Consider the following 21,788-nt stretch of genomic DNA (forward strand, 5'->3'; position numbering starts at 1 on the left):
CCGGGCAAGAGCAAAACCACTGATGGCTACAGCCCGCCGGTCAGTGCCTTCCACAGAAACTCCTGCGACATGACGTGCATGCGGGCCGCCTGCCGGTTGTCTGACGCGCCCGCGTGGCCACCCTCCAAGGCCTCGTGGAACCACACATTGCCGATCTCCATCGCCTTCATCCGGGCGGCCATCTTTCGCGCCTGGACCGGCCCCACCCGGTCATCGCTGGTAGCGGTCCAGATCAGCGTGCGCGGGTAGCTGACCCCTGTCCGCAACTGGTGGTACGGGGAGAAGGTCTTCACGTACTCCCATTCCTCAGGCTTGTCTGGGTCACCGTACTCGGCAATCCAGGAGTAGCCGGCAGAGAGCTTCGTGTAGCGGCGCATGTCCAGCAGCGGCACCCCGCAGGAGATGGCGCCGAAGAGGTGCGGGTAGTGGGTGAGCATGTTACCCACCAGCAGTCCGCCGTTGCTGCGCCCAGTGCACCCGAGCAGCTCGGGGCGCGTCACCCCGCGGGACACCAGGTCTTCGGCGATAGCCGCGAAGTCCTCGTAGGCGCGGTGGCGGTTGGCATGCAACGCCGCCTGATGCCAGGCCGGGCCGTACTCACCGCCGCCGCGGATATTCGCCAGCACATACACGCCATTCCGGCCGCCGTCGGTAGTCCGCTCCAACCAGCCGCGGCCGATGACACCGGAGTAGGAGGGGAGCATCGCGTTCTCAAATCCTCCATAGCCGGACAGGAGGGTGGGATTCGTGCCGTCGAGCACCAGGTCCTTCGCCCCGACCTGGAAATACGGCACGCGGGTGCCGTCCTTGGACACTGCAAAGTGCTGCTCAACCGTGAACCGGTCGTCATCGAAGAACGACGGCGTGGCCTTCACCGGGGCATGCGTTCCGCCGATGGCGCCACGCAGCAGGGTCGACGGGGTGAGGAAACCGCTGATCACCAGCCAGTAGTCGTTTCCTGCGTCGTCCTCGTCATCCACGGCGAAGGCCTCCACCGAATGCAGCGGCGGGCACGCATCAAGGATTTCCGACCGCCAGTTGTCCGAGGGCTTCAGGACCCGAATCTCCGAGGACACATCGTTGAGGAGGTTGACCATGAGGTAGTCCCGTGTCCAGCTCCAGGACTGCAGTGAGGTCGTCGCATCGGGCTGGAACAGGGTGATCAGTGAGCGGTCGCCAGCCAGGAACGAGTCCAGTTCCACCCCGAGCAGGGACCCTGCGGCAAACACCGTGCCGTCTACGTCCCAGTCCGTCCGCGGCCGGAGAATCAGCCATTGCCGGTGAAACGAGACGTTCACGTCGTCGGGCACATCCAGCTGGACCCACCCGTCGGCGCCGCGCAGGTGGGTCCGGCTGGTGTAAAAGTCGATGGTGTCCACGGCGATGTCCCGCTCGTAACCGGGTGTCTGGTCCCGCACCACCAGGGCCATCATGTGGGTTTCAGGGATCTCGAAATCCAGTGCCGCGGTGGCCAGCGGCTGACCCCGGCGCACCGTGCGGACCGTCCGGGGGTAGGAACTGGTGGTGATGGACCCGGGACCGAAGTCGGTGGCGACGTGCAGTGCATCAGGTCCGGCCCAGCTGATCCGGCTCTTCGCGGCCGGGACGTCGAAACCGCCCGCCACGAAAGTCCGGGAGACGACGTCGAACTCGCGGTAGCGGCGCGCATCTCCACCGTCGGGGGAGAGCGCCACCAGGCAGCGCTGGTAGGGCGCTCCATCGACCGGGCGGAGGAACGAAGCCCCGCCCCATACCCATTCGGTGCCCTCGTCGGCGCTGAGTGCATCGAGTTCCAGGAGCACTTCCCACTCGGTGTGGGCTGCCGTGAAGCTATCCCAGGTGGTGCGGCGCCACAGTCCCTTGGGATGTTCGCGGTCCCGCCAGAAGTTGTAGTAGTGACCGCCCCGCTTGGAGACCAGCGGGATGCGCTCCGTCGAGTCGAGGACTTCCAGGACTTTGCGCTCCATGTCCTGGAAATCGTCGGTGACCAGCTGCTGCTCGGTGACAGCGTTCTCGGCTCGGACCCATTCAAGGGGTGAATCGCCGTAGATGTCTTCGAGCCAGATGAACTCGTCGTCGGAGGTCGGACCGGTTTGCTGGTCTGTGGTGGAGGTCATATTTCTATCCTATGCACGCCTCGCGCGGCCCCCGAACCGGGGGCGGCCCGGACGGGCGCCCTGCCCACCGCCGTCGGAGCGGATACCCTTGTCTGATGCAGACGGGTCGTAACCAACAGGTAGCTGTGGTGGGCGCCGGCCCCCGCGGCACCTCAGTGACGGAACGGCTGATCTCCCAGTGGAGCGCCCTTCCGGACGGTCAGCGGCAACGCCTCGACATCCACCTGATCGACCCGGAACTCCCCGGGCCCGGCCATGTGTGGCGCCCCGACCAGTCGAGACTGTTCCTGATGAACACCCCGTCGCTGTTCCCGTCGGTGGTGCCCGTGGGGCGTGCAGCTGACGGGCTCGTGCCTTCGGTGGTGGACCGATCGTTCAATGACTGGCGTACCGAGATGACCACCGCTCCGGCGCCGTCCCTCTCCTCGGGTGACCGTGAGGAACTGGCACGCCTAGGGGGCTCCGACTTTCCCAGCCGCGCGCTGTACGGCAGGTACCTGGAGTGGATCTACCAGCGGTTGGTGGCCCACTGCGGGGACGGCATCACCGTCACCCACCACGCCACCGACGCACTGAAACTGACGCGGGAGGCCACCGGGTTCCGGGTCGACCTGGCCGACGGTGCGGCCCTCGCCGCCGACGCCGTCGTGCTGTCTCTCGGCCACCTCCCAGCGCAACTCAACCCCGAACAGGACGCCCTGCGCGACGGCGCCGCCCGGCACAGCCTCAACTATTGGCCCCCCGCAGTCCCGGCCGATATCGACTGGAACAGGATTCCGGCGCGGAAACCTGTCCTGGTCAGGGGGCTGGGGCTGAACTTTTTCGACGTGATGATTCAGCTTTCCGAGGGGCGCGGCGGACACTTCGCTCCGGATGAGGCCGGCCAGCTGCAGTACCATCCCACCGGGCGGGAACCGCTTCTCATTGCGGCGTCCCGCCGGGGCGTTCCCTACCGGGCGAAGGCCCAGCTGGACAGTTACCTTCCCCGCAGTGTGTCGCTGCGGCATTGCACGGTGGCTGCCCTGCGGTCCTTCGCGGGCCAGGGTATCCGGCCGGGGTTCGACCATGACATTTGGCCATTGCTTCACCGGGACGTTTTGGGCACCTACTACGCCACCCTGGCCCGGGGCGCGGGTGACCGGCCGGCCGACCCTGACGCCTTCCTGGCGCGGCTCCACGCGGCCCTGGACGTCACCGGCCCGGGGTGGACCTCGGCACTCGAGATGCTTCTCGCCGAGGAGATGCCAGGAGCGCACCGGCTCGACGTCGAAGGGCTTGCACGCCCGTTTGCGGGCCGCCGGTTCGCTGATGCGCAGGAGTACCAGGACGCGGTGCTCGCCTTCCTCGACGCCGACGTCGACGAGTCGATCCGGGGTGAGGACAGTCCCCTGAAGATGGCAATCGGTGCGATGAATGCCGGCCGGACCGTCATCAAGACGGTTGTGGCCGACGGCGGATTGACCGACCAGGCCTGGATGTCCGAGCTCCGCGGCTGGTTTGAGCCCCTCGTGGAAGGCCTGGCCAGTGGTCCGCCGGCTGTGCGGATCGCACAGCTGGCCGCGCTGGCGCGTGCCGGCGTCGTCCGGTTCGTCGGCCCGAATCCCCAGTTCACCATCGACGGCGGGACGGGGCGGTTCGTGGCGTCCTCCCCGTGGGTCGACGGCGAGGAGGCTTCGACCAGTCATCTGGTGGATGCCATGATGCCGCCGAACCGTGCGGAGGACAGCCTGTCCCCGCTGCTGCGGCAGCTGCTGGAGGACGGGTTGGTCCGGGCCAGGGTGATGATGTCAGAGGACGGTGCGCCCGTCACCTCTCCCGGACTGGACGTGACCCTACCGCCCTACCGGGCGATCGATGGGGCCGGCAGGGCGCAGCCGAACCTGTACGTGATCGGGCTGCAGCTCGCCTCGGTCCAGTGGGGGACGGCCATCGCCGCCGAGGCGCATGCACCCGCCGACGCCGGGGGACGGACCCTGCGCGATGCCGACGGTATTGCAGCGGCGATCCTCGCCAACGGGAGGCAGCCAACAGGGAGCTAGCCATCAGGCTGTCAGCATCGGGTGGTGAGCTGACGGCTGGTTAAGCGCCAAGCGGCGGGCCCCCGAGGGGACCCGCCGCCTGACTGGCAGTTTGGTTGGTTCTGACTATCTACCGCAGGGGTTACCTGCCGCAGGATCCAAACGTGTCATCGAACCGGTTGACGAATGCTGCCATTGCGTCACGGGCTACCGGGGTAACCGGACGGTAGGTGCCGTCGCCCCAGCCCTCGGAGATCCCGGTGTCTTTCATCCAGGAAATTTCCTCTTCGAACATCTTGCCCTCGGGAACGTCCGAGAACGGAGCGCCACTGGGGTCGACGTATTCGATTGCTTCCTCGTTCAGGCAGATCTGCCCGGCGAAGCGCTTCAGGAACGCAGCCATCGCGTCCCTGTTGACCGGGGTGACCGGACGGAAGGTCCGGGTACCATCGGCTTCGGGCCAGCCGGTGGACAGGCCCGTGGAGTGCATCCACATGATCGCGTCGAAGTGCTCAACCCGATCGGCTTCATCAGCCGGGAAGGCGATGTCGCTGAACGGTGACTCCGCAGGCAGACGGTATTCCGGTTCGCCAGCAAGGCGGTACAGGAACGCGGCCATCGCGTCGCGGTTGATGTTCGACAGCGGGCGGTACGTGCGGGTGCCGTCTGCTTCGAGCCAACCGGTGGCGAGACCGTTTTCGGCCATCCACTCGATGTGGTCCTGGTGCTCGTTGCCTTCGATGTCCGTGAACTCGACGACCTCGACGCCGATGGGCAGGCGCACCATGGTGCCGGAGTCTGGCGCAGTCAGGCGGAAAGTCGCACCGAAAGCGTCGGCCGGAACGGTGAACGCAATCCGCGCGGCACCGTCGGTGACGGAGTAGGTGTCAATTTCCACTGGATCTCCGTCGCCGACCGAGTAGGACAGGACGATGCTGGTGTTGGTGGGGCTTCCCAGCGAGGTCAGGTCCAGCTTGGAGACGTCGAAGGCGACTTCCTGGCCGGGTGCCACGATCTCCGGAGCATCCTGGACTGCCACAGCGCGGCGGTCGAAGGTTGGAGAAAGTGGTGAGTTGGCCTCGATGTAGTCGAACCAGGCATCGCGGTCCACCAGACCTGAGTCCAGGGTGTCGCTGCCTTCGGTGAAGACAGGGAAGTCGTCTCCTCCCTGAGCCAGGAAGCTGAAGGTTCCGATCCGGTAGTCCCGGGCCGGATCCAGCGGCTCCCCATCGATGCTTACCGATGTGATGCGTGAACCCTGGGCGGCCGCGGGGTCGTAGGTGTAGGTGACGTTATCCGACAGTCCCAGGTGCGCGAACGCGGTGCGGGAACCACCCTCGCGGGGCCACTGCTGTTCGAGCAGTTGGGTGAACTGTTCCCCGGTCAGCGTGGTGGTCCACAGGTTGTTCAGGAATGGCAGCACCGCGTTGGCTTCAGCCACCGTGATGTCACCGTTCTCGTCGTAGTACAGCTCGGCGCGGAGGCCACCCGCGTTGGCTACGCCGATCTCGGCGCCGCCACGTTCGGCAGGTGCCAGCGAGGACAGCAGCGAATCGGCGACCAGGTTGCCGAGGGTGGACTCCGAGGTGCGGTCATCGCGTGAGTCACCGACGAACGCTGTGGTGATGTCGTCGGTGACCTTGCCGAGAACCACGCTACCGAGTTCCTTAGCGGTCTCCAGTGCCTGGTTGACGATGGTCTGGACCTCGGCGACCCGTGGGTACGTGGAGGCCAGAGCCGCGTCGTCGGCAGTGGTGCGGGGCACGTTGCGTGCCTCGTAGTCGACGACGTCACCTGTCGCGATATCGACGGTCAGTTCAACCTGACCAATGAATTCGCCGTAGGACCCGGTCTGTACGATCGGACGGGTTTCTCCGGCTTCACCCGGCACTGGCGCATCCGATGCGTAGAACGAGTGGGTGTGACCGTTGAAGATCGCGTCGACGAGGGGAGTGGTCTCGTTGACGATCGCCTCGAATTCGCTGCCCGGGATGATTTCCGGGAGCACTGTCGAATCTTCGCTGGAGCCATCAGCACCAGCGTGGAACTCGGCGATGATGACGTCGGCGAGGCCGCCGTCCTCAATCTCCTGTGCTACCCGGTTCACTGCTTCCACGGGGTCCCCAAAGTCGAGGTCCGAGATGCCGCCCGGGCTGACCAGAGTGGGAGTCTCGACGGTGACCGCTCCGATGATTGCAACATCGATGCCATCAACGGTGAAGATGTCGTACTCGTCCATCGCTGGATCTTCGGTGCCCTTGGTGTAGACGTTGGCGCCAAGGTAGGAGAAATCAGCGAGGGGTTCCACGCGGTCCGTGAGGTCGGCGAAGCCGCCGTCGAACTCGTGGTTTCCGACGGCTGAGGTGCTCAGTTCCAGTGCATTCAGTACGTCGATCGTGGGCACGTCGCCCTGCGATGAGGACGCGTAGAGTGACGCTCCGATGTTGTCGCCAGCAGAGATGAACAGGGTGTTCTCCTCGCCTGCGGCTTCACGCAGCTGCTCCACTGTTCCAGCGAACTTCACCGTGTTGGCGTTGATTCGTCCGTGGAAGTCATTGATGTTCAGCAGGTTGATCTCAGCCGTGGTGCTCGGCTCGGTCACCTCGGCGTCGAGATCCAGACCAACAATCACGGGGTCGTGGTCGCTGGCACGGTACTGGTCCGGGGTGTAGTAGTTCACCGGGGTGTAGTTGAACCGGCTGTACTCAAGCGCCAGCGATTCCACTGCGTTGATGTTCCAGATGTCCACGCCGGTCACGGTTGCATCCGCCTCGGGTGAGGCGAGGATGTGGTCGAGCGACCCGGACTGTCCGCCGAAGACGTACGAGTACTTTCCGGTCTCCAGTCCCTGGTTGATGTATCCGGCCTCGTAGAACACCTGCATGGGGTCTTCTGCGGAGTAGGAGTTGAAGTCGCCCGTGAGGAAGACGTTCTCGGTGCCGGCCTCATCCTGCATGGTGTCGGCGAACGCCACCAGAGCGGTTGCCTGCTCCACACGGTCAGCGTTGGAAGCGCCCTGGCCGTCACCCTGGTCAGCGTTTTCGCCTGAACCGGAACCCTTGGACTTGAAGTGGTTCACGATGGTGAGGAACTTGGTCGACTCGTCGCCGTCCGCGGCCTGGAAGACCTGGGCCAGCGGCTTGCGGGCGTTCGAGAACGCAATGTCGTCGTCAAGGATGACCGACTCGCCGACGGTTTCCACGGCTGCGGTCTTGTAGATGAATGCGTTGCGGATCACGTCTTCGTTGGCCGGAAGGTCAGCGGGGGACCGAACGTAGTCCCAGACGCCGGGCTCAGCCTCGTTCAGTGCGGCGGTCAGGGTAGCGAGGGCTTCGTCGCGGTCCTTGCCGAAGGCTGCTGAGTTCTCGATTTCTTCCAGCGACACCATGTCGGCGTCGAGGTTCGTCAGGGCATCAACGATCTTCGCTTCCTGACGCTCAAGGCTCTCAATGTTGGCCGCGCCGCGTGCGTCACAACCGCCACGGACAGTGATGGGGTTGCCTGCGCGGTCGTTGAAGTAGGTGCAGCCCTGGAGCTCAGCTCCGGTGGTACTGAAGTAATTCAACACGTTGAACGAGGCGATCTTGATGTCGCCGCCCACATCAACGGGGGTGGCTGGACGCTCTCCCGCGAACGTTACAGGCTGGACCGTTTCGGCGTTCTCAGCGGTCAACTGGGTCACCGGCTGGAACCGCCACACGCCGAAGTCGAAGTCGACAATGACGTCGGAGGTGAATGTCGCCGTGCCGTTGACCCGGACCGGATTATCGAGCGACAGGTAGGGCAGGGCCAGGTCCCTGTTCTGCACATAGTCCACTGTGGCGCCGTCGTCGAGCGTAACTCCGAGGGCGCTGTTGGTGGCCTGCACCGCGAGGTTCTCGGGGGTACCCGGAGGTGCAACCTCGGTGGGCTGGACCAGGGCGTCAGGCCCGGAAGCCAGATCGATTTCGCCGTAGCGGTTCAGGTCATAGTTGTCGGAGACGGTGAACTCGCCGTCGGGCCTGATCAGCATGCTTTCCAGCAGCTCACGCTCTTCGGCGGTTTCAGGCCACGCGGTGACGAGGGACTTGACCTCTTCGGCCGGCTCGGTGAGGACGCTCGCGGCTCCCGCGATTACCTCAATCTGGGTGACCCCGAAGTTCTCCGAAACCTCACCGGTAACCTCTACGTGGTCACCTATCTCCATCTCATTGACGGTTCCCGGGGAATAGATGAAGATGCCATCTGAGGCGGTGCGCCCGGCCGAGGCGGTCACGCCGGTGCCCTCGGTCTGGATCACGTAGCCGTCGATGCCCCCCGTGGGGTAGGCAGCGGTGACGACGCCCCGCGTAGTGAGGGTGTCACCCACAAACGGTGACGTGTCAGTGGTGCCCTGGATCTCGGCAATCGGGACTACCTCACCCGCGGTGGGGGGTTCCGGCTCGGGCTCCGGTTCAAACGTGCCGGTCTCGCCGTCGGCGTTCGTCGGAGTCACAGCTTCATTCAGGGTGAAATCGGCCGAGTTGTCGTTGGTGTCAACGAAGTCAGTCCGGTTCAGGGACCGCGGATCGGAGTTGGTGTCCGGCTTGGGTGCGACAGCCGTTTCGAAGGTGTTGGAGGACCCATACCCCAACAGGTCTTCGACAGCCGGGTTGTCGGTTACCGAGCCAACTGCCAACGGGTCGACTGCCGTCGAACCGTTGGACAGGATCAGGGTTCCGCCGCCCCCGGCGAAACTTGCTCCGATGGTGGCATCCGTTGCAGGAAGTGCGACTCCATTGTCAGCATTGCTGGAGCCACCAATCAGGTAGTAGCCATTTGCCGGGATGATTCCGCTGAGCGATGACACCCCCGTTGGTGCGCCGGTGCTCCCCGATGCGCGGTACTGCAGCGACCAGCCGCTGATGTCGACCGGTTCGTTGGTGGTGTTGCGCAGTTCGACAAACTTGTTCAGATACGGGGCGTTGGCGCTGCCGCCATTGACGTACGCCTCATTGATGACGACGCCGTTTGGTGCCGCATAGGCGGGTAGTGCTGCGATCGGCGAGGCAAGAAGCCCGACCGTGATCACGGCACCAAGCCCGCCCTTCCATGACGAATGTTTCATCCGGTGGTTCTCCTTGGCTTTTGGCTGCTGACAGCCGCGAGTGAGTCCGCAAAAAGACAGCATCTTCGAACGGTTATTGGCCCGAGATCTGGACAATTGTGATCCAGATAACCAAATGGGTCAGGTTCGAGCCAATCAGACAATAGTGAACGAGAGATTACGGAAAGTGAAGGGCCAAGGCGATTGTGGTTAACAAAAAGTTGGCCCCGGCAACTACCGGGACCAACTTTTTGTTACGGGCGGAAGGTAAGAGATTCGAACTCTTGGTACGGGGTTACCGCACACTGGTTTTCAAGACCAGCTCCATCGGCCGCTCGGACAACCTTCCCAAGTGAGTAGTGTTTCACGTAGTTTCCAGTTCAGCCAAAAACCATTCCCCCGGAGGACCCTTTGAGAGCAGTAGTCATCACTGAACCAGGTGGGCCGGAGGTGCTCTCCGTGTCCCAGGTGGCGGCACCCCCTACGGAGCAGGGCGAGGTGCTGATCGACGTCGTCGCCGCCGGATTGAACCGGGCCGATGTCCAGCAGCGTCAGGGCCACTATCCTCCGCCGGCGGGTGCGCCGGAGTATCCGGGTCTGGAGGTCTCCGGGAGGGTTGCTGATCCCGGTGCGTCGGGATTTGCCGTCGGGGACGAAGTGGTGGCGTTGCTGGCCGGCGGAGGCTATGCGGAGCAGGTAGCGGTACCGGCAGGCCAGGTGCTGCCTGTTCCCGCGGGCGTGGACCTGGTGGCGGCTGCGGCACTGCCGGAGGTGGTAGCCACTGTCTATTCGAACCTGTTCCTCACGGCACAGCTGCAGCCGGGGGAGCGGGTGCTCATCCATGGGGGCTCCGGCGGGATCGGGACCATGGCTATCCAGTTGGCGCTCGCGTTTGGAGCCATCCCCATCGTCACCGGAGGGTCAGCGGGGAAGCTTGAGGTCGCCCGCAGCCTTGGCGCCGCGACCTGCATCAATTACCGGGAGCAGGACTTTGTGGCCGAGGTGGCCGCCGTCACCGGAGGCAAGGGGGTCGATGTGATTCTCGACGTCGTCGGCGCCAAATACCTGGCGCGGAACGTCGAGTCCCTCGCGACTGGTGGGCGCCTGGTGGTGATTGGGCTGCAGGGCGGAGCGAAGGCCGAACTGAATCTTGGCGCCCTGATGACCAAGCGCGCCTTGGTGGCGGGCACCACCCTCCGGGGCCGTCCCGTGGCCGAGAAAGCATCCATCATGGCTGCAGTGCGGGATCACGTTTGGCCTCTGATCGCATCCGGGTCGGTTGCAGGGATGGTGGACCGGACCTTCCCGCTGGACGACGTCGTGGCGGCGCACCAGTACTTCGATTCCGGCGAGCACACGGGGAAGATCCTGCTCACCATCGATCCTGCCCATTGACCAGCGGCCGCCAGTGGGATAGTCCAGACAATCCCACTGACGGCGCTGATCTGGTGGGAAATCATCCTTCATTTGCGGTGTGTCCGACATACCTTTCGGCGCAGAAAAGTTGCCGCCTGGCAGGATGCCAACCCCGAGGGGCGCTGCTGCTAGACGGCCTCTTGACCACAACTGCCCGCCCACTGGTGAGTCTGCTGAGCATGAACGTTGATGCTCAGCAAACCGCACCGGTGGGTGGGCGGTTGTGCCTGGACTTCAGCCGTCCCTGACCAGCAGGATCCCTGAGCGGGTCGGTTACCTGTCGAAGTGCGTGGTGGTGGGAGCCTGGTTTGCCGACGCCACGACGGCGCTGGCGACGTCGCGCAGTTTAATGTTGCGGGCGCTGGAGGCGGTCTTCAGGATTTCGACGGCCTCGTTCTGGGAGCACCGGTTCTGGGCCATGATGATGCCAGCTGCCAGGTCGATGACGGTGCGTGACTGCATCGCCGCTTCCAGATGCTTGCTGGCATCGCTGAGCTGGGCCATCCGCACCGCCAGGCGCAAGGACTTGGAGGCCTCCAGGGCGAACGTCTCGGCGGCCGCGACGGCGTCGTCGTCAAACGCGTTCGCTTCGGTGGAGTAGAAGTCGAGTCCGGCGCGGGACTCACCAACCAGCGGCACGGGAATTCCCAATGCAGAGCGGAGGCCGTGTTCGGCCACAGCGTCCCGGTAATGAGGGAAGCGGGTGTCATGAGGGATGTCCGGAACATGAACAACCACGTTTTCCCGCGCTGCCCGCAGGCAGGGTCCATCATCGAAGGCGTACTGGATTTCGTCGGTCCGCTGGGCCAGCTCGCTGCTGCTGGCAACGGTTCCCATCGTGCGGGGCCGGAGCAGGGTCAGCCCACACAGGACCTCGCCGGAGGCTTTCGATGTGAGGGTGGCGGCGGCCAGCTGCGTCAGCCCCGTGAGGAAGGTGCTCACGTCGTCGGTGTCCATCACCATGTCCAGCAGGACGTTGTGAACGTCCGGTTCCATGGGGGGACTTTCGACATGATGCTCTCCGTTCCGGGCGCCGTCCAGAGACTCCCTACCTGACGAACTCAACTGTAATCGTTGAGAGCGAAGTGTTGGTCATAGCTGCCCCCGAAGGCTGTGGATACGATGGCTGAAGGTAGGTCCGGATGGGATATGGTCATAGTCAGGTTGAGCAGACAGCCACGGGAACTTCTCCTCAGTAAGCAGGATTTTAATGGCGACAGTGCTGCACGGATTGCCCCTCTGGGCCCCGGTCAAGACATCCCTTTCTCTCCGCACGGCGGATATCCTTCACGCGCACATCCCGCTGGCTATTTCGCGCCTGTAGACGCCCTACCCTGCGTCCGGCCAACTGGTGTCCCACCCGCTTGGCCCTGCTGTTGAGTCAGCACCTCCCAGCACTAAGTCATTTGGAAGGACCCCTCATGAACGACATCACCCGCCTCGCTCCCGATGAGCCGTTTCCGGAAGACCTGACCCAGCTCCAGAACGTTGAAGTTGAGGTCCTTAACAGCAGGATTCATCGGGAACTTGATGCCGAGTACGTGCGCTATGGTCTTCCGGATCCGGAAACGGAGGGACGCCTTGAGGAGCTCACCGAGGAACTCGACCGCCGCGAGCACGAGAACTACCGGGCCGATCTGGCTCCGACGGAGCGTGCCGGCGAGTAGTCGCAGCCGGACGGCAGGGGGCCCGGGGGATAGGCTGGAGGATTCCCCGGGCCCGCGGGCCTGCCCCTCATGAGACGATAATCCCATGAGTGAACAGCAGGGATTCGACCATCTGGACACCATGCCGACGCCTTCCGTCGCACCGGCATGTCCACCTGCCCAGCGTTCGCACGCCTAAGCGGCCATGGGATTTTTCACTGCTGCCCGTCAAGGACGCAAGGACGACGCGGAACTGGGTACCGGCGTCTGGCGTCGCGCGCACGACCGTTTTCGGCGAGGCCTGGACCGTTACCACCAGATCCTGGAGGGGGTGGCCGACGACGACGTCTACAACCAGCTCGCCCGGCTCGCCAACGACCTGGGACCGCTGCTCGAGCGGGTACGGGTGGTCTGCGTCACCGCTCAGGCGTCCTCCCCAAGCGAGGGGCTGGATATTCCCGGAGCCCTCACGCCCGTGCACCGCGCATTGTCGCGGGCCGGCAACGCCCTGGCCACCACTGCGGAGGCGGCAGCCATGGCACGGCTCGACGGCGAACGGTGGGGGCTCGCGTCAGCCGGCGTGGAGAACGTCAGACGCCGGGCCGAGCTGGTGGAAGAAGACATCGCCGATGCTGAGCGCCAGTTGGCCAGCAGCTAGCCCCGTGGATCAGAAGTAGGCTGACGAAATATTTGGGCGCGGGCGGCGGTTCACTTAACCACACAGTATTTATTCGCATCGCGAAAGGCATACATGACTACCTCACCGAACCTTTCCTTCCACAACGGCGTCACCATCCCCCAGCTGGGTTACGGGGTGTGGCAGGTTGACGACAACACCGCCGAAGACGTCGTGGGGCGGGCCTTCAAGGCTGGCTATCGCCACATCGACACGGCTGCCGCCTACCAGAACGAGGCAGGTGTAGGCCGGGCGATCGCCAATTCTGGCCTCGACCGAAGCGAACTCTTCATCACCACGAAGCTGTGGAACGCCGACCAGGGCTACGAAAGCACCCTGAAGGCCTTCGACACCTCGATGGAGAAGCTCGGCCTGGAAAAGCTGGATCTGTACCTGATCCACTGGCTGCAGCCCAAGCAGGGCAAGTACCTTGATACCTGGAAAGCTCTCATCGAGCTGCAGAAGCAGGGCCGCGTAACCTCGATCGGTGTCTCGAACTTCACCGTTGAGGCACTGCAGGAGATCATCGACGCAACAGGCGTGGTCCCGGTCATCAACCAGGTGGAAACCCACCCGTTCTTCAACCAGGCCGAGCTGCGGGCGTTCCACGAGGACAAGGGCATCCTGCACGAGTCCTGGTCGCCCCTGGGGTCAGGTAAGGGGCTCCTCGAGGACCCCACCCTGGTGGAGATCGCTGCCAAGCATGACGCCACACCGGCGCAGGTTGTTCTGGCCTGGCACCTTGCGCTTGGCAACGTCGTAATCCCGAAGTCGGTCACCGAATCACGGATCGTCGAGAACTGGGACGCACTGGACGTCACGCTCGACGCGGGCGACCTCGACGCCATCACCGCACTCGACAAGGGTGCTGACGGCCGGATTGGCGCGGACCCGGCAACTGCCGACTTCGCCTAATCACAGCAACGGCGGTACTCAGAACAACCGGGTGGGAAAGTCTCCACCCGGTTGTTCTGCTTAAGTCATCGGATCAGCCGCGACCACCGGGGGCGGGCGGTGCCTGCTACTGCCCGGCGTAGTCGGCCAACTCGGCCCGGACCGGCCAGCCGCCTCGCTCAAGAATCACCTGGGTGCACCGCCCGGTGTCCGGGTTGACCACGATCGGAGCCATCAGGTTCACGGTGGTGCCGCCGTCGCCGGGGTTCGCGACCACCAGGAATGTCGCTTCCCGCTCTTCTTGCAGGTTGAGGGCATCAGTGTGCGAGGCGGGGATCGCCGGACGGTAGTCCGGCAGATACACGGCCGTATCGAGCACGTACAACCTCAGCGACGCGTTATGGTTCGCCTGCAACGCGTACAGCCCGTCCGCTCCGTCGATCTTGTCCAGCGAGAAATCCACCAGCGGGTCCAACCCGGGCGGCGGTGAAGTGAAGGTCAGTGCTGCACTCACCTCAGGAAATCCATCAGGGTGGGCTGCAGGACCCGGGCTGTGACAGCAAGCGCCGACTGGTAGGTGACCTCCTGCAGCTTCATCTCCAGGATGACTGCTGCCAGGTCAACATCCTCCACCCGGGCGCGTTGCGCCCCAAGGGACACTGACTTTTCCACATTGACCTCCTGGGAGCGCAGGATCTGGGCGTGGCGGGTACCCGCTTCGGCCTGATGGGAGCGGATCGCCGTGAGTCGGGTGTCCAGTGCCCCCAGATGACGGGATACCTCGGCTCCCGACCGCAGATCAGCTTCAATCGTATCGAGCAGCTTGAACACCGAGGCGCCACCGGTGCCGAAGATTGCTGCACCATCCGCATCCACGCGCACCGTCACGCTGGCGTCGATCCGGCGCTCTACCGCACTTCCACCCGTGTGGTTCAGATTGTCGGTGAAGGCCACCCCGGCATCGGAGTTACCCGCGAAAATTGTCCGCCCCTGATGCTTGGTGTTGGCCTGTGCCAGCAGTTGATCCCTCAGAGCGGAGACCTCAATGGCGAGTGCCTCCCGGCCTGAGGCCGACAGCGATCCGTTGGACCCCTGCACGGTGAGGTCGCGGACCTTGTTCAGGCTGGCACTTGCGGCTGTCAGGGAGGCATCGACGGCGGTGAGCCAGCCGTCACCGTCGGCAATGTTCCTGCCGTACTGGTCGACGGCGCGAAGCTCCGCGCGTACCCGGAGGGACTCGGCTGCCGCGGCAGGGTTGTCCGAGGCGCGGGTAAAGGACTTCTGCCCCGAGGCCTTGTCCTGTAGCTCGGCCATCCGGGCGAGGTTGGTCTGCAGGTTGCGCTGGGCAGTCTGCATCATGGTCTGGTTGGTGACACGGTTGATCATTGGTTACCTTCCCACTACGCCGGTGCGGTTGATCAGGGTATCGAGCATTTCGTCAATCGCCGTGATGACCCGTGCCGCACCCTGGTAGGCATGCTGGTAGGCGAGGAGGCTCAGGTTTTCCTCATCCATATCCACGGATGCGTTGGCCTGTTGGCGGCCAATGGACGACGACGACGCCAGATCGGCGAGCACCGACGTCTGCAGCGCCGCTTTGGTCTCCACGCCGAGCTGCGTCACGAACCCGGCCCAGACGGCGTCGGGAGCTTCGGCACCAGCACCCAGCTGGGAGATCGCGTCGGCGTTCGCGCCGTTGAGCCCCCCGGCGCCCGGCGTCCCTGCGGCAACGCCGGAGGAGTCCACTGGAACCACTGTGAGGTTCAGCGCCGCTGGATCTCCGGTCACCCTGAAGAAGTCCAGACCCGTGGTACCGTCCACGGTGGCACCCTGGGAATGGACCGCGTTCACCTTGGCTGCCAGGTCTGCGGCAAAGTCGTTGTAGAAGGTGGCCGCCTCGGCGAGAGCGCCGCCGCTGCCGGCGGGAGCCAGGGCGGTAAGGGCGCCGGCAATCTCTCCACCGTCGAGGCCCGCGGGGGAGCCGGGCCGGTGGCTGAATTCCACCCGCACCGTGTCGGGGCTCGCCAGGTCCAGCCGGGCTGGACCGGACACCGCCAGGGTCCTCACGGTGTCCCCGGAGACCAACGGGTTGCCGCTGATCAGGACATCGACGGTGCCGTCACCTTGCTGGCGCATGCTGGCCCCGGTGAGCGCCGAAATGCCGGCGACGAGGGTGTTGCGCTGGTCGATGAGCTCGTTGGCGGAGCCACCCGATGCGAGGACCTTCCGCACCTGGTTGTTCAGCTCAGCGACCTGGGTAGCAGCTGTATTCACTTCGGCGACCAGGGTGGTGGCGTCCTGCCGCAGCTGTGACCACTGCCGCTCGACAGCCTGATAACCCTGGCCCAGTCGGGACGCCAGTGCGGACGCTTCGTGCAGCAGAACAGCTGTCGGGGCTCCGGCTCCGGCGTCGTTGGACAGACCCTGCCAGGCGGACCAGAAGCCCTGCAACCGGGCAGAGAGACCGTTGTCCCCTGGCTCCAGCAGTGATCCCTCAAGGGTGGAGAGCGTTGCAGCCTGCACCGACGAGAATCCGGATCCGGCGACAGCGACGCGCACCTGCGCATCAAGATGGGCGTCACCGAGCCGCGCGATGCCGTTCACCACCACTCCCTGGCCGGCACGGACACCGGTCGAGAACAGCCCAGCGGCCGGCGCTCCGACCGAACTGGTCGCAATGCGCTGGCGGGTGTACCCGTCGGTGTTGGCGTTGGAAATGTTCTGGCCGACCACGTCGAGGCCGCGGCGTGCGGCGGTCAGGCCGGTGAAGGCGGTGTTCAGGCCGCTAAAGGTGCTCATCGGGCTGCCTCACAGGTCCTTGTCGAAGAGGTGGGCGTTATCGGACGGCGTATTGGAGCTGCCACGTGAGTCGTAGAGTCCGGCGTCCGGGTTGAGTCTGGACAGCGTCTCCTGGGTGGATCGTGCTGCGGCTCGCAGGAACTGCTGGTTGGCGTCGCGCAAGGTACGAATTTCGACGGTCAGCTCGGTCATTGCCGTGAGGTGGGAGGTAAAGATGTCGCCCCAGGGCCCGTCGGGTGCCTGGGCGGCGAGTTCGCGGAGAGTCGCCTCCGGCTTGGTTCCCCACTCACCGGCAAGCGAAGCCACCTCGACGGTTCGGGCCAGGCCCGCTGCGCGGAGACGTTCCAGTACCGACTCGACTTCGCGGGTAGCGTGCTGCAGCCACCGGGTCTTACCAGTTGTCAGAAGTAATTGTTCTTCTTCCAACTTAAAGACCAACAACTCCAGCAATTCGCGTTCTTGCCAGAGCAGTGCGGACAATTCGTGAGCTCCCACACTGCCGCCTTTCCATCCGAATCACGCGTCCAGCGTGGTCGCTGTTAACTATCGGCATTGCCAAACGCAATGTTAGTGGTATCTTTCATCTGTAACCGTCAGCGCGCGGGTAACAGGTTTCATTGCCCCAGTCAAAGCGCGCTGGCGACTCTCGCACGTCAAGAGTTGGGGAACTCGCCATGAATCGGTCTGACCGAAATAAGATTGTCGTCGACAATTTACCACTTGTAGGCTATCTCGTTTCGGAGTTGTGTGCTAAAGCAACTCACCTATCCAGGGACGATTTGGCATCGGTCGGAGCTATTGCCCTGATCACCTCAGCGGAATCCTTTGATCCGTCACTGGGTGTGCCTTTTGGCGCCTACGCGCGACGCCGGATCACCGGTGCCTTCGCCGACGAGCTGCGCTCGATCGACTGGGCGCCGCGGTCGGCACGCCGTCGGATGAAAGAGACCCTCGCGGTGCAGGAGACGCTGACCGCGTCCCTCGCGCGGACTCCCACCGTGGACGAAATTGCGTCCGTCCTCGGAGTGGAACGCAGCGTCGCCGACGCCGCGCTGAGCGACGCCTCACGCACCGTATCTGCCCTGGACGACACGATGGTTGACCTGCTGGTCGCCAACAGTTCCTCACCGGAGGCTACCCTGCTGGCGTCCGAGCGCCTGGTCTACCTGCGGGCAGCGGTGGCTTCCCTGCCGGAACGGATGCGCTGGGTGATTGAGCAGATCTACTTCGAGGATCGCTCAGTGAAGGAAATTGCCGAGGAACTGGGCTCCACCCATTCGGCAGTCTCTCAGCAGCGCTCCGAGGCGGTGCGGCTCTTGCAGGACGGATTGGGTACCCACTACTCAGACGAGCCCGCCGTACGCCACATACCCCGATCGCGGATCTCACCCAACCGTCGGACCGCTTATCTGGCAACGCTCGCGGACCATACGGCCGGCGGGATTACCCGTGCGCCGCACCTGACAGCAGTAGCGAATTCCGCCGCTTCCTAGGAACTCAGGAAATCTTCAACTTTTCTCAAAGTTTTCGCTAACGACCCGATCACTTCTTCCGATAGCTAAGGTTGCCAGCCCATGGATGGGCCGGCGCTTTATACCCACTCACGGAGGAATACATCATGGGTTTTCAGATCAACACCAACGTCTCGGCAATGAATGCTTACCGCAACCTGTCGATGACTCAGAATGACATGTCCAAGTCGCTGGAGAAGCTGTCCAGCGGCCTGCGCATCAACCGGGCAGCGGACGACGCCGCCGGGTTGGCTCTCGCTGAAGGCCTGAAGTCGCAGGTGGGCGGCCTGACCGTTGCTTCCCGCAACGCTCAGGACGGCATCGGCGTGGTTCAGACCGCTGAAGGTGCGCTGACCGAGGTCCACTCGATCCTGCAGCGGATGCGTGACCTGGCTGTTCAGGCCGGCAACGACTCGAACAACGTAGAGTCTCGTAAGGCAATCAAAACCGAGGTCGACGGTCTGACCGCCGAGCTTGGCCGTATCGCTGAGAACACCAACTTCAACGGCAACAAGCTTCTCAACGGAGACATTACGTCGATGAGCTTCCAGGTTGGAGCGGAGGGTGATGCGAACAGTCAGATTGCTGTGAGCCTGTCTGGGGCGAACGTGAAATCAGTGTCAAGCATGCTTTCCGGTGGCGATCTCTCGACCACCGGCACCACCTTTGGTATCGCTTCCCCAGCTGGCCTCGGAGATGGGGCTACTGCCATCACGGCTGAGTTCACAACAGTCAAGGATGGGGTGTCGACAACCGTCACGACTGGTGATCTTCGCGCAAAGGACCCAGACGGCGCTGTAGTTGCGGCACCTTTTGACAGTATTGAGGACTACGCATCGGCTCTGCGGTCAGATGCGGACTTCTCAAAGAACTTCAATGTAGCGGTTGATAAGGACGCGAACGGTGCGGGAATCGGTATTAGCGTAACGGCTAAGGACGGCGGTCTGGTTGACGGAGCAAGCGCAGGTGCCGGTATTGACGTCGGCACCGAAGGCGCGCCGGTACCGGGAGGCGTCAGGTTCGACACCGCTGAAAACGCCCAGGCTTCCATCAACCTGATCGACGCACAGATCAAGAGCATCTCCTCGGCCCGCTCCGAACTGGGTGCCGTGCAGAACCGTTTCGAATCCACGATCAAGAACGTCAACGTCTCGATCGAAAACCTCTCTGCGGCCGAGTCCCGCATCCGCGACACCGACATGGCGAAGGAAATGGCCGACTACACCCGGTCCAGCATCCTCTCCCAGGCCGGTACCGCGATGCTGGCCCAGGCCAACCAGATGAACCAGGGTGTCCTGCAGCTGCTCGGCTAGTCCGCAGCGCTAAAGGCTAAAGGTGCGCGGCGGTGAGAGGGAACGACTTGGACCTCACACCCTCCCACCGCCCCGCATTCCTTTGCCTACGCCCGAATCACCACGCAGAGACCACAGAAACCATCACCCACTGCACGTCCAAGGGAGGACTAGACCATGGCACTTGGCATTGACGGCCTCGCCAGCGGCCTGGACACCACCACCCTGATCAACCAGCTCATGCAGCTGGAGGCCCGGCCCCAGGTTCTCCTGAAGAACAAGGTCAGCGAGTCGCAGACGCTGGTCACAGCCCTGCAGCAGCTGAACACCCGGGTGGCAACACTTGGCTCCGCCGCGGAGAAGGCGGCCCTTCCCGCAGCATTCAACGTTTTCAAAGCCACCAGCAGCTCCACGGACGTCACGACGACGGCGGGCAGCGCGGCGAGTGCCGGATCCATGGACATCACGGTGGACCGGCTCGCGCAGAACCAGGTCTCCGTCACCGCGGCGATGACAGCCTGGCCGGATTCCCCACCGGTCATCACTGTCACCGGCGCAGACGGCACGGCCACGGAGATCACCGCTGCCACCAGTTCGTTGGACGCCATGGTCGCTGCCATTAACTCCTCGGAGTCGGGGGTTACCGCCCTGAAAGTCGCGTCAGGGGTAAACGCCGACAACGAGCCGCAGTACCGGCTCCAGCTTTCCTCGGCCACCGCCGGCGCCAGCGGCGCGTTCACAGCGCACCGGGGCACAGCCGCCGACACCGCAGCGGGCACCGCCACTAATCTGCTCACCGAGACTGGCGCGGCAGAGGTCAGGGCGGCACAGGACGCACAGGTCACCCTCTGGGCGGGGACGGCTGCGGCGCAGGCCGTGACGTCGTCGTCGAACACGTTCAGCAACCTCCTGCCGGGCGTGGACGTGACGGCGGCCAAGGTCTCGACTGACCCGGTCACCATCACGGTTGGCAGGGACCAGGCGGCTACCACCAAAACCGCCAAGGACCTGGTGGATTCGCTGGCGGGAGTGCTGGGCTATATCGCCACCAACTCGTCGGTGACCACCTCCGAAGCCACCGGCAGTTCGGTGGCCCGGGCGGGCCTGTTTACCGGTGACAGCGGGGTCCGCGGTATCTCCGCGCGAATCCTGTCGGCGGCGACCGCGCCTGTTGACGGACGGTCACCGTCGGAGTTCGGCATCACCCTGACCCGCAGTGGAAGCGTCGAGTTCGACGCCGACAAGTTTGGGAAGGCACTGGCCGAGAATCCTGCGGCGGTACAGCGCATGCTGTCGGAGATTTCGTCGCGGGTGGCCGGTGTCGCGAAGGAAACCTCGGACAAGTTCGACGGCGCCATCACCCTGCGGATCCAGGGCCAGCAGTCCGAGGTCAAGGAACTGAACACCCAGGTCGCTGAATGGGACCGCCGGCTGGAGACCCGACGGTCAACCCTCGAACGCACCTACACCAACCTTGAGGTACAGCTATCCCAGTTGCAGTCACAGGGCGACTGGCTGACCTCACAACTTGCAAACCTGCCACGGATGGAGAGCTCGAGAAAGTGATTACCCTAACCAGTGCTTCGGCGCAACGGGCAGCCTACAACCGGGACGCCGTCCTGTCGGCGTCGCCCGCCCGGCTCCTGACCATGCTCTATGACCGCCTCATGCTGGACCTGGCCCGGACCGAAACGGCCCAACTGGAGCAGGACTGGTCGGTCGCGTCGGAGAACCTGATCCACGCGCAGGCGATCATTACCGAGCTCAACCTTTCCCTCGACACCGGTAAATGGGACGGGGCCCACGGGCTGAAGTCCCTGTATTCCTACGTCATGACCACCCTCGTTGAAGCGAATATCAGCCGCAATGTTTCCCGGACCCGGGAGTGCATCACGCTGCTGGAGCCGGTCCGGCAGGCCTGGCACGAGGCCGCGGCGCAGTTGCCGGTGCCCGCACCGGCCGCCGGGACGGGAACACTCGGCTTTGCCTGACCTCACCCACGGCCAGTGGGTGGCTGTCCTTGACACGCTGGAGCGGGGGATCGCCACGGCGGCGAACGCCCAGCACGACGACGTCGTTGACGCCTCACCCGGGTGGCACCCGCCAGCGGACCCGGGGCCTCTCCCGTCGGACCTCGTCGAGCGGGCCCTGCACATCCAGGCGGCACAACGCAGCATTGCCGGCCAACTGAGATCCGCGGTCCGCGACAACCGGCAACACCACGCCCTGCTGGGCGCCGTGAACGCGTCCACCGCGCGGCCCGGTGCCGTCTACCTCGACGTTGCCGGCTGACCCGGGAAAACTTTAACCCCGTTCCCCTAACCAACCGGATTTGTCCTGCCGATAGTGGGCAG

The 21,788-nt window shown here is 64.2% G+C and carries 17 protein-coding genes and 1 tRNA gene; 10 read left to right on the top strand and 8 right to left on the bottom strand.

The genetic code is table 11. The features are described from left to right. Positions 1 to 26: 26 nt before the first annotated feature. Positions 27 to 2,117: a prolyl oligopeptidase family serine peptidase gene (locus tag IWX64_RS06905; RefSeq protein ID WP_196866417.1), complete on the bottom strand. Its 2,091-nt coding sequence runs from the start codon at positions 2,115 to 2,117 to the stop codon at positions 27 to 29. Between the two features lie 95 nt (positions 2,118 to 2,212). Here IWX64_RS06905 and IWX64_RS06910 point away from each other — a divergent pair, with 95 nt between their 5' ends. Continuing rightward, positions 2,213 to 4,156 (top strand): FAD/NAD(P)-binding protein, encoded by a 1,944-nt coding sequence (locus tag IWX64_RS06910; protein ID WP_196866418.1) that lies wholly within the window; start codon positions 2,213 to 2,215, stop codon positions 4,154 to 4,156. A gap of 121 nt (positions 4,157 to 4,277) precedes the next feature. Here the strand turns inward: IWX64_RS06910 and IWX64_RS16980 are convergent, their stop codons facing one another. Both IWX64_RS16980 and IWX64_RS06930 read right to left on the bottom strand, forming a co-directional pair. Further along, on the bottom strand, positions 4,278 to 9,221 hold the full coding sequence (locus IWX64_RS16980) for an ExeM/NucH family extracellular endonuclease (protein ID WP_245345754.1): 4,944 nt from the start codon (positions 9,219 to 9,221) through the stop codon (positions 4,278 to 4,280). Between the two features lie 240 nt (positions 9,222 to 9,461). Next, a tRNA-Ser gene (locus IWX64_RS06930) sits at positions 9,462 to 9,549 on the bottom strand. 62 nt (positions 9,550 to 9,611) lie between these two features. On the opposite strand from IWX64_RS06930, the gene IWX64_RS06935 reads away from it, so the two are divergent. Next, entirely contained in the window at positions 9,612 to 10,595 is a 984-nt protein-coding gene (locus IWX64_RS06935; protein WP_196866419.1) for an NAD(P)H-quinone oxidoreductase, read from the top strand. A 294-nt stretch (positions 10,596 to 10,889) separates the two neighbouring features. Here the strand turns inward: IWX64_RS06935 and IWX64_RS06940 are convergent, their stop codons facing one another. Further along, positions 10,890 to 11,612: an ANTAR domain-containing protein gene (locus tag IWX64_RS06940; protein WP_196866420.1), complete on the bottom strand. Its 723-nt coding sequence runs from the start codon at positions 11,610 to 11,612 to the stop codon at positions 10,890 to 10,892. A 425-nt stretch (positions 11,613 to 12,037) separates the two neighbouring features. On the opposite strand from IWX64_RS06940, the gene IWX64_RS06945 reads away from it, so the two are divergent. From IWX64_RS06945 to IWX64_RS06955, 3 genes are all read left to right on the top strand, one after another. Next, complete coding sequence (locus tag IWX64_RS06945; protein ID WP_196866421.1) at positions 12,038 to 12,283, top strand: hypothetical protein; 246 nt, start codon at positions 12,038 to 12,040, stop codon at positions 12,281 to 12,283. 184 nt (positions 12,284 to 12,467) lie between these two features. Continuing rightward, positions 12,468 to 12,920 carry a hypothetical protein gene (locus IWX64_RS06950; protein ID WP_196866422.1) on the top strand — a complete coding sequence of 151 codons (453 nt, stop codon included), beginning with the start codon at positions 12,468 to 12,470 and terminating at the stop codon, positions 12,918 to 12,920. A 93-nt stretch (positions 12,921 to 13,013) separates the two neighbouring features. Continuing rightward, positions 13,014 to 13,853: an aldo/keto reductase gene (locus IWX64_RS06955; protein WP_196866423.1), complete on the top strand. Its 840-nt coding sequence runs from the start codon at positions 13,014 to 13,016 to the stop codon at positions 13,851 to 13,853. A gap of 106 nt (positions 13,854 to 13,959) precedes the next feature. Here IWX64_RS06955 and IWX64_RS06960 read toward each other — a convergent pair whose 3' ends face one another. Genes IWX64_RS06960 through IWX64_RS06975 form a run of 4 tightly spaced genes read right to left on the bottom strand, consistent with a single transcriptional unit; the run spans position 13,960 to position 17,126 of the window. Further along, a complete protein-coding gene (locus IWX64_RS06960; protein WP_196866424.1) occupies positions 13,960 to 14,346 on the bottom strand; it encodes a flagellar assembly protein FliW in 387 nt (128 codons plus the stop codon). Continuing rightward, positions 14,343 to 15,218, bottom strand: a complete 876-nt coding sequence (gene flgL / locus IWX64_RS06965) for a flagellar hook-associated protein FlgL (RefSeq protein WP_196866425.1) — start codon at positions 15,216 to 15,218, stop codon at positions 14,343 to 14,345. Before flgL ends, IWX64_RS06960 begins: the two co-directional genes overlap by 4 nt. 3 nt (positions 15,219 to 15,221) lie before the next feature. Next, positions 15,222 to 16,631, bottom strand: coding sequence for a flagellar hook-associated protein FlgK (gene flgK / locus IWX64_RS06970; protein WP_196866426.1), 1,410 nt, complete (start codon positions 16,629 to 16,631; stop codon positions 15,222 to 15,224). 9 nt (positions 16,632 to 16,640) lie between these two features. Then, complete coding sequence (locus tag IWX64_RS06975) at positions 16,641 to 17,126, bottom strand: flagellar protein FlgN (protein ID WP_196866427.1); 486 nt, start codon at positions 17,124 to 17,126, stop codon at positions 16,641 to 16,643. Positions 17,127 to 17,305: 179 nt separating this feature from the next. On the opposite strand from IWX64_RS06975, the gene IWX64_RS06980 reads away from it, so the two are divergent. The 5 genes from IWX64_RS06980 to IWX64_RS07000 all read left to right on the top strand — a co-directional run bounded on the left by IWX64_RS06980 (position 17,306) and on the right by IWX64_RS07000 (position 21,726). After that, positions 17,306 to 18,124 (top strand): sigma-70 family RNA polymerase sigma factor, encoded by an 819-nt coding sequence (locus IWX64_RS06980; protein ID WP_196866428.1) that lies wholly within the window; start codon positions 17,306 to 17,308, stop codon positions 18,122 to 18,124. 125 nt (positions 18,125 to 18,249) lie between these two features. Next, positions 18,250 to 19,455 carry a flagellin N-terminal helical domain-containing protein gene (locus tag IWX64_RS06985; RefSeq protein ID WP_196866429.1) on the top strand — a complete coding sequence of 402 codons (1,206 nt, stop codon included), beginning with the start codon at positions 18,250 to 18,252 and terminating at the stop codon, positions 19,453 to 19,455. A gap of 156 nt (positions 19,456 to 19,611) precedes the next feature. Next, complete coding sequence (fliD, locus tag IWX64_RS06990; protein ID WP_196866430.1) at positions 19,612 to 21,000, top strand: flagellar filament capping protein FliD; 1,389 nt, start codon at positions 19,612 to 19,614, stop codon at positions 20,998 to 21,000. Next, positions 20,997 to 21,425: a flagellar export chaperone FliS gene (gene fliS / locus IWX64_RS06995; RefSeq protein WP_196866431.1), complete on the top strand. Its 429-nt coding sequence runs from the start codon at positions 20,997 to 20,999 to the stop codon at positions 21,423 to 21,425. Before fliD ends, fliS begins: the two co-directional genes overlap by 4 nt. Next, positions 21,418 to 21,726, top strand: a complete 309-nt coding sequence (locus IWX64_RS07000) for a hypothetical protein (protein ID WP_196866432.1) — start codon at positions 21,418 to 21,420, stop codon at positions 21,724 to 21,726. Before fliS ends, IWX64_RS07000 begins: the two co-directional genes overlap by 8 nt. The last annotated feature ends 62 nt before the right edge of the window (positions 21,727 to 21,788 follow it).

The sequence above is a fragment of the Arthrobacter sp. CAN_A212 genome (assembly GCF_015752345.1).
Classification (GTDB): Bacteria; Actinomycetota; Actinomycetes; order Actinomycetales; family Micrococcaceae; genus Arthrobacter_D.

Coding starts and splice junctions, on each gene's coding strand:
- IWX64_RS06905 (WP_196866417.1), bottom strand. CDS start 2,117: ATGACCTCCACCACAGACCAGCAAACCGGTCCGACCTCCGACGACGAG.
- IWX64_RS06910 (WP_196866418.1), top strand. CDS start 2,213: ATGCAGACGGGTCGTAACCAACAGGTAGCTGTGGTGGGCGCCGGCCCC.
- IWX64_RS16980 (WP_245345754.1), bottom strand. CDS start 9,221: ATGAAACATTCGTCATGGAAGGGCGGGCTTGGTGCCGTGATCACGGTC.
- IWX64_RS06940 (WP_196866420.1), bottom strand. CDS start 11,612: ATGGAACCGGACGTTCACAACGTCCTGCTGGACATGGTGATGGACACC.
- IWX64_RS06945 (WP_196866421.1), top strand. CDS start 12,038: ATGAACGACATCACCCGCCTCGCTCCCGATGAGCCGTTTCCGGAAGAC.
- IWX64_RS06950 (WP_196866422.1), top strand. CDS start 12,468: ATGGGATTTTTCACTGCTGCCCGTCAAGGACGCAAGGACGACGCGGAA.
- IWX64_RS06955 (WP_196866423.1), top strand. CDS start 13,014: ATGACTACCTCACCGAACCTTTCCTTCCACAACGGCGTCACCATCCCC.
- flgL (WP_196866425.1), bottom strand. CDS start 15,218: ATGATCAACCGTGTCACCAACCAGACCATGATGCAGACTGCCCAGCGC.
- flgK (WP_196866426.1), bottom strand. CDS start 16,631: ATGAGCACCTTTAGCGGCCTGAACACCGCCTTCACCGGCCTGACCGCC.
- IWX64_RS06980 (WP_196866428.1), top strand. CDS start 17,306: ATGAATCGGTCTGACCGAAATAAGATTGTCGTCGACAATTTACCACTT.
- IWX64_RS06985 (WP_196866429.1), top strand. CDS start 18,250: ATGGGTTTTCAGATCAACACCAACGTCTCGGCAATGAATGCTTACCGC.
- fliD (WP_196866430.1), top strand. CDS start 19,612: ATGGCACTTGGCATTGACGGCCTCGCCAGCGGCCTGGACACCACCACC.